Origin of the sequence: uncultured Eudoraea sp. (assembly GCF_947258525.1) — a bacterium.
GTDB lineage: Bacteria > Bacteroidota > Bacteroidia > Flavobacteriales > Flavobacteriaceae > Eudoraea.
On sequence record NZ_CAMYIP010000001.1, the window covers coordinates 1 to 5,738 of the forward strand.

3 protein-coding genes and 1 pseudogene are annotated in these 5,738 nt (G+C 38.1%); all 4 read left to right on the forward strand.

Going from position 1 to position 5,738, the window contains the following annotated elements:
• Window positions 1-1,851, forward strand: a pseudogene (locus Q0X89_RS00005) (phosphoesterase); the annotation flags it as partial.
• Window positions 1,852-1,953: 102 nt separating this feature from the next.
• Window positions 1,954-2,649 (forward strand): hypothetical protein, encoded by a 696-nt coding sequence (locus tag Q0X89_RS00010; protein WP_297690556.1) that lies wholly within the window; start codon window positions 1,954-1,956, stop codon window positions 2,647-2,649.
• Between the two features lie 284 nt (window positions 2,650-2,933).
• Entirely contained in the window at window positions 2,934-3,968 is a 1,035-nt protein-coding gene (locus Q0X89_RS00015; protein ID WP_297690557.1) for an HAD family hydrolase, read from the forward strand.
• Window positions 3,969-3,985: 17 nt separating this feature from the next.
• The gene (locus Q0X89_RS00020) at window positions 3,986-5,467 is read left to right on the forward strand and encodes a phospholipase D-like domain-containing protein (RefSeq protein ID WP_297690558.1); all 1,482 of its coding nucleotides are present in this window, start codon (window positions 3,986-3,988) and stop codon (window positions 5,465-5,467) included.
• Window positions 5,468-5,738 lie beyond the last annotated feature (271 nt).

Here is a 5,738-nt window from a genome sequence, read left to right on the forward strand (position 1 = left end):
GTAACTACATACAAACCTGTGCCAAGAGACAGGGATCAGGCATTTTCAATTATGAATGATGGCTTTGCACTGGGCCTTGCCACTAAACTGGCAGCGCCTACACGGGTCTTAAATTCATATGAAGAAGATATCAAAGATGTCCGATGGAGCAATTTAAATCCATATGTCCTGGATGTTGCCGTAATTCAGGAATCCGATAAGGCAGTTTGGGATGAGCAGGTGGCTTATATTACGTCACATATTACCGACGAGATTATAGACGCGGCGTTTGAGAAATTGCCAAATGAAGTAAAGGATCAAAATATGGTAGACATTAAACGGAAGTTAAGAGGCAGACGGACCAATTTGCGCAAAATTTCCGATGCCTACTTCAAAGTTGTGAATAAATATGCGGTAGTGAGGGGCACCGATAAGGATGATTGGTTTGAGATTGAAAGACTGCCAGGAGGTAAAACCAAAGTAACAAGCTATAGGATAAAGAAAGGTGAAAAAGGGCCGGTCTTTCATGAAAAAATGTATGAAAGGGGTAGTACTAAAGAAATCTGGATATATGGTTTGGATGATGATGATTATTTTCATGTTTCCGGCGATGGAGATCATACCATAAAACTAAGATTGATTGGGGGCTCTAATAATGATATTTATGAGGTGTTAAACGGTAAAAAGACCCATGTTTATGATTTTAAAAGTAAACCCAATACACTAATTACCAAAAAGGGTAAACAGCATATCAGGGATGATTATGAAAATAACAATTATGACTACAGGAAACCGAAATATAATGTTAATGCCATATTGCCATTAATAGGGTATAATCCTGATGACGGTCTAAAGCTGGGCATAATTGCGGGGCATACTACCTATGGTTTTGAGCGAAATCCGTTTACGTCCACCAATAGGATCGCGGTTGCCTTATATACATCTACAGGGGGTTTTGATATTCGTTATCAGGGAGAGTTCGCTCATGTCGTCGGCAAATGGAATCTTGCCATCAATGGTGAGTTAACCAGCCCTAATTACAGCATAAACTTTTTTGGTTTTGGTAATTCTACCACGAATCCCAACGTTGAAGACGAAGATACTTTTAACCTGAATTACAATCGTGTCAAACTTGGTACATTGGGCGGATTTGCCGGATTGGTATGGCATGGAGAAAATAATGGGGAATTTAGCATAGGGATAAATTATAAATCCTATGAGCTGGAAGAGACACAGGGGAGGTATATCAATTTATTCTCGGATTTTATCCCTCAGGAAGAGCGGAATAGTTTTATTGGTGCCGAAGCCGTTTACAGTTATACAAATAGTGATAACCCCGCTTTCCCAACCCTGGGAATGGAGTTTGAATTGGAAACGGGAATTACTTCCAACCTGGATAATTCAGATACATTTGGGTATTTGATACCGACCCTTGGTTTTTCTTACAAAATAACCCAGAATGGGCAATTGGTTTTAGCTACAAAGTCTAAGGCACATCTTATTTTTGGTGATGATTTTGAGTTTTATCAGGCCGCCAGCATAGGCGGTAACGATGGCTTACGCGGCTACAGGAATCAACGTTTTACAGGAAAATCGTCTTTTTATCAGACTTCAGACCTGCGCTTTAATTTTAAAAGGTTCAAAACAGGAATAATACCCATTGAGGTAGGTGTTTTTGGTGGATTTGATATAGGCAGAGTTTGGGTGGATGATAATCTGGTGGTTGATCCTTCCTTTAATAGAAATATCTGGAATACCTCTTACGGGGGTGGGTTTTTTGTAAATGGAACAGATTTGATCACGGCAAACATAGGGCTATTTGGGTCTGACGACGGATTGCGATTTTATTTTGGATTTATTTTGGGGCTATAGTCCAGATCTGATTTGAATATATAAGTCGCTACTTGCAATTAGATGGTATATTTTTAGTAGCTTGGACGGCTTAAATAATTAATGTAAAATACGCCAATTGTTATGAAAAAAAACCTTACCATACTAGGATTAATTGCTTTCTCTTTTGTGTTTCAAAATTGTGGAAGCGTAAAAGTAAGGGATACCTGGACGGGGGAAGAGGAGACGGTTGCTAAATTCAAAGAAAAGAAAATTCTAGTTTTAGCAAGAACGGCTGGCAATACAGCTAGAATAGCTTTTGAAGAGGCTTTGGCCAACGAGTTAAGGGCAAAAGGATATAAAGCCACGGAAAGTTTTAAAAAATTTCCAAAAATATATACTAATAGAGAAATTACAGATGAGAGAGTGGCTTTTGTACAAAGTATCCTCGAAAGTGAAGGGTACAATGGAATTGTGATTGTCGCTGTAAAGGATCAGCAGAGTACTACAACTACTTCCAGTAGTGGAATAGGGGTGGGGGTAGCTGCACGCCCTGGTTTTTATGGCGGATATCCGGGGTATTACGGAGGATTTAATAATTATTACAGGACGCCTTACGCCTATGGCCCTTACTATGATTCCTTCGGGGGTTATATTCCTACTTCTACATCTACCAGTACTTCTACAACTTATATTTTGGAGACCGTATTTTATAACCTTGATGAGCCCCAGGAAAACCAGCTAGTGGCCGTGGTAACATCTGAATTAGATGATCCCAAGGAAGCCTACAAAACTGCAGGAAAGTATGTGAAAACTATGGTGAAAGCTTTCCAGGATTAACACTGGTCAGCAGCTATTTTCTTAAACCTCTATTTTTCTGGTAAGAAGGGTTCAGTAAAAAATTTGAGGGCTGGTCGAAACAATATCCAATGAACATCAAATATTTTACCCTACTAAGAAGCAGGACCTTCTGTGTATTCAACATGTTTGGGATACCATTAAAAAAGTATTAAATGTTACAAAAACCAACAGGTTTTATTATATAGCTATTATACTTTCTACTATATTTAAAACCGCAAAATCCCCTTCCACTATAATGTATTAAACTTAAAAATCAATTTAATATGAAAACAATACGTACTTTTTTTATTCTATTATTGATCTCAGGCTTTTTTATAAACTGCAAGCAGGCTGCGCCTTCAGAAGCTTCGGCTGCAACTGAGGTTAAAGAAGACCCTTTACCTTCCTGGAATGAAGGAACTACTAAAACCGCTATCCTGGATTTTGTAAATAAAGTTACAACAGAAGATAGTCCGGCTTTTGTTCCCGTAAAGGATAGGATTGCCACTTTTGATAATGATGGAAATCTTTGGTCCGAACAACCTGCCTACTTTCAGCTTTTTTTCGCGATAGACAGAGTAAAGGGCCTGGCTGAAGAACATCCGGAATGGAACAATGAACAGCCGTATAAAGCTGTTCTTGAAAACGATATGAATGAGCTAATGAAACTCGGTGTACACGGGCTTCTTGAAATTGTTATGGCTACGCATTCAGGGATGTCTGGAGAGGAGTTTAAAGAAGAAGTCAGGGAATGGCTGGCTACAGCCAAACATCCCAGATTTAAACGGCCCTATAATGAGCTGATATACCAACCCATGCTAGAATTGCTTGAATACCTCAGGGCAAATGAATTTAAAACGTTCATTGTCTCTGGTGGCGGAGTGGATTTTATGAGGGTATGGACAGAGGATGCCTATGGTATTCCGCCTTACCAGGTAGTAGGAAGTACCATAAAAACAGAATTTGACTATAACAAGGGGCAAACTGAGATTCGGAAAATTGCCGGTATTGACTTTATAGATGACAAAGAAGGGAAACCTATGGGGATTAATAAATTTATAGGTAAAAGGCCCATTTTTGCTTCAGGAAACTCGGATGGCGACCTGCAAATGTTGCAATATGCTGCCTCCAATGATCACCCTAGCTTTATGCTTTATTTGCACCATACAGATGGCGAAAGGGAATGGGCTTATGACCGTGAATCTCATATTGGAAAATTAGATAAAGGATTGGATGAAGCTGCAGATAAGGGTTGGACGGTTATAGATATGAAAAATGACTGGAAGGTCATTTATCCATTCCAACTTACAAAGAATTAGCCTTAAAATTCATTCCTATGACATGGGTGCTTATAATAACAATTTTGGAAGCTACCCTAACTATCACATCCTTATATCTATTAATTAAGGATGGCAGTAAACCAGAGCGTATTTGGGCATGGATCCTGGTTATAGTCTTTATACCATTTATTGGTGCATTATTATTTTTCTTTTTTGGGATTAACCTTCGAAGGCAAAAGATGTTTGATTTAAAAAAGGAAATTGATTATGCCCAATTTGAGAAATTCGTTATAAAGTATTCCACAGAAGCGGAACAAAGTATATCAAAAAGACATGATGATACCTCTTCTTATATACACCTCATTCGATTACTTACGAGAGTTAATAGCTCTATAATTTCTTTCAACAATAAGGTACAGATTCTCAACGATGGACCTGAAACATTCAAGGCTATTTTTGAATCATGTGAAAAAGCCGAAAAATATATTCACCTGCAATATTATATTTTCATCGACGGTGAACTTGCTGATAGATTTGAACGACTATTTGAAAGAAAAATAAAGCAAGGTGTTGAGATAAGACTCATTTATGATGCAGTTGGCAGTTGGGATTTATCAAATAGGATGATAAATAGATTCAGTGAAATTGGAGTCAAAATATTTCCATTTCTGCCGGTTCGTTTTGGTAGGTTGGCAAGAGTAAATTATAGAAGTCATCGGAAGATATTAATCGTGGATGGTTTAGTTGGTTTTACAGGGGGTATTAATGTGGATGACAAATACATCAATGATGATGAACAATTAGGTCACTGGTCTGATACTCATTTGAAAATTGAGGGGATGAGTGTGAATTTCCTGCACTTTGTATTTCTTTCAGACTGGCTTTTTGTCACCAGGGAAAACCTAATTAAACCAGAGATGTTTAAATTGATGGATCCAATAGGTGACACTCCTGTACAAATCGTCTCTAGCGGTCCCGATACGGATTACCCAAATATTCTTCAACAATACTTATATATTTTATATCAGGCTAAGAAATATGTTTACATTCAATACTTATATATTTTATATCAGGCTAAGAAATATGTTTACATTGTGAATCCATACTTAATTCCCGATGCAACGCTTTCATTGGCTATTAAGACAGTCGCCTTAAGCGGTATAGATGTGCGGATAATAGTTCCCAGAAATTCTGAGTCAACCATGATTCATTGGACCGTACAGTCTTTTTTTAGCAGGTTTCTTAGTGCAGGTGTAAAAATTTATTTGTTTCAGGAAGGGTTTATTCACTCAAAGGTTATTATTTCAGATGATTCGGTTTGCTCAATAGGTACTGCCAATTTGGATATTCGGAGTTTTGAACAAAATTTTGAGGTTAATGCCCTAATTTACGATAAGGAGGTAACAAAGACTATGAAAAGGCAATTTGCCGTATTCCAAAAGAGTAGTAAACTGCTTACCCTGGAGGAGCATACAGCCAGACCTAATATAGATCGTGTAAAGGAAAAACTGGCCAGGTTAAGCAGTCCATTAATGTAGATGAGGACCACAACCTCTTAAACTATTTAGGTTTGGGATGTGTAAAAGACAACAGCTGTTAAGAATTATCTCCAAACTAATTTCAATAAAAAAAGCCCGGAAATCCGGGCCTTTTTAAGATGATTTTATCTCTTATTGAACCGGGTCAAATGAAAATTTTTGGCCGCCTACAGAGGCTTCAGCCATTAGTCCTCCTTCTACCATTGTAAATACGGCAACACCACCCTGATAAGAAAAATCAGCAGAGGCACCTTCCGTAATGGCAGTTGCG

Excerpts from the sequence above, each read along its gene's own strand:
- Q0X89_RS00015 (WP_297690557.1), top strand. The coding sequence starts at position 2,934 with ATGAAAACAATACGTACTTTTTTTATTCTATTATTGATCTCAGGCTTT.
- Q0X89_RS00020 (WP_297690558.1), top strand. The coding sequence starts at position 3,986 with ATGACATGGGTGCTTATAATAACAATTTTGGAAGCTACCCTAACTATC.
- Q0X89_RS00010 (WP_297690556.1), top strand. The coding sequence starts at position 1,954 with ATGAAAAAAAACCTTACCATACTAGGATTAATTGCTTTCTCTTTTGTG.